This is a genomic window from Stenotrophomonas sp. YIM B06876, assembly GCF_030711595.1.
Classification (GTDB): domain Bacteria; phylum Pseudomonadota; class Gammaproteobacteria; order Xanthomonadales; family Xanthomonadaceae; genus Stenotrophomonas.
In genome coordinates this window covers 1-1379 of record NZ_JAUJUJ010000207.1, presented here as the reverse complement: position 1 = coordinate 1379, position 1379 = coordinate 1, and the positions used below count along the sequence as shown (strand labels likewise).

General features: G+C 62.2%; 2 protein-coding genes. One reads left to right on the top strand and one right to left on the bottom strand.

Going from position 1 to position 1379, the window contains the following annotated elements:
* Nucleotides 1-169 precede the first annotated feature (169 nt).
* Nucleotides 170-958, top strand: a complete 789-nt coding sequence (locus tag QZH66_RS16135) for an alpha/beta fold hydrolase (RefSeq protein ID WP_305806904.1) — start codon at nt 170-172, stop codon at nt 956-958.
* Nucleotides 959-981: 23 nt separating this feature from the next.
* Here the strand turns inward: QZH66_RS16135 and QZH66_RS16130 are convergent.
* Nucleotides 982-1379 (bottom strand): hypothetical protein (locus tag QZH66_RS16130; protein WP_305806903.1); only part of this gene is annotated, 398 nt, incomplete at its 5' end.

Sequence of the window (1379 nt, the reverse complement as noted above, 5' to 3'; positions counted from 1 at the left end):
GCTTATGCACAAAGCGCCAATAGCTCACTTTTAAATAGCATCTCTGGTGTACGGATGCGAAGCCTCGGCGAGCCGAAAAAAGCGTCTGCGGCGCGGCCGGCAACCGGAACACCCTGCGGGCGTTCATAATTTTCCGCCTGGATGGCCTATTTTTATCAAGGCGGCTGACATGAAAATTGAACGCACTGAGTTCATCGGATCCGATGGGCAAAAATTGGCAGCACGCCTGGATTTGCCGGAAGGCCCCGCGCGTGCCTTTGCCTTGTTTGCGCACTGCTTCACCTGCGGCAAGGATATTTTTTCCGCCAGCCGGATCGCCCAGGCACTGACAGAGCATGGCATTGCCGTCTTGCGCTTTGATTTCACGGGCCTGGGCGCGAGCGAGGGCGAATTCGCCAACACCAACTTCTCCTCCAACCTGGCCGATCTGATCGGCGCAGCGAACCATTTGCGCCGCCAATACCAGCACGCACCCTCGCTGCTGATTGGCCACAGCCTGGGCGGCGCCGCGGTGCTTGCCGCCGCCGCCGACATTCCCGAGGTGCGCGCCGTCGTGACGATTGGCGCGCCCAGTGATCCATCGCATGTCACCGGGCTCTTTCGGGAGCAGCTTGAAACCATCTCGGCGCAGGGCGAAGCACAGGTGCAGCTTGCCGGGCGCACGTTCCGGATCAAGCGCCAGTTTCTGGAAGATGCCGCAGAGCACCCACTGACCGACAAGATCGCGCACCTGCGCCGGGCATTGCTGGTGATGCATTCACCGCGCGACAGCACCGTCGGCATCGTGAATGCCACGCATATCTTCAGCGCGGCCAAGCACCCGAAAAGCTTTGTGTCGCTCGACGATGCCGACCATTTGCTCAGCCGCAAGAGCGATGCCATCTATGCGGCGAATCTGATTGCGATGTGGAGCGAGCGCTATCTGCCCACCCCGGCGCAGGAGCCAGCCAAGCTGTAAAGCGCGCGGCGGCGCCGCTTTCTTCACCCCACCACGTTGCATTCCCGGCGCAGCAGCGCCAGCGCATCGTGTTGCTGGTAGTCCATGTCGCTGCACAGCGTTTTTTGCGACTCCTGCACGAAGCTGCTCCACATCTGACGGTAGTCGTCCTGGTAGAGACCGGGTGCGTGGGCTGTGATGAACTCGGTGGCCAGCGCAGGCTGAAGACCGCTCTTGCGAATCTTGCGCACCAGGCTGGCGGCGGTTTTTTCGGTCAGCAACGTTTTCTTGGGCGCGCCGGCGGCCAGGCACAGGAACAGGGTGAGCAGCGAATGCTCGTCGTCGTTGCCCTGCGTGAGCCGGAGCCAGGTCTTGCTCGCGGCTTGCGGCGGCTCGTCCGCTTCGAGGCCCGCGAGGTCGCCCAGGCTGCGGTGGTAGTCCT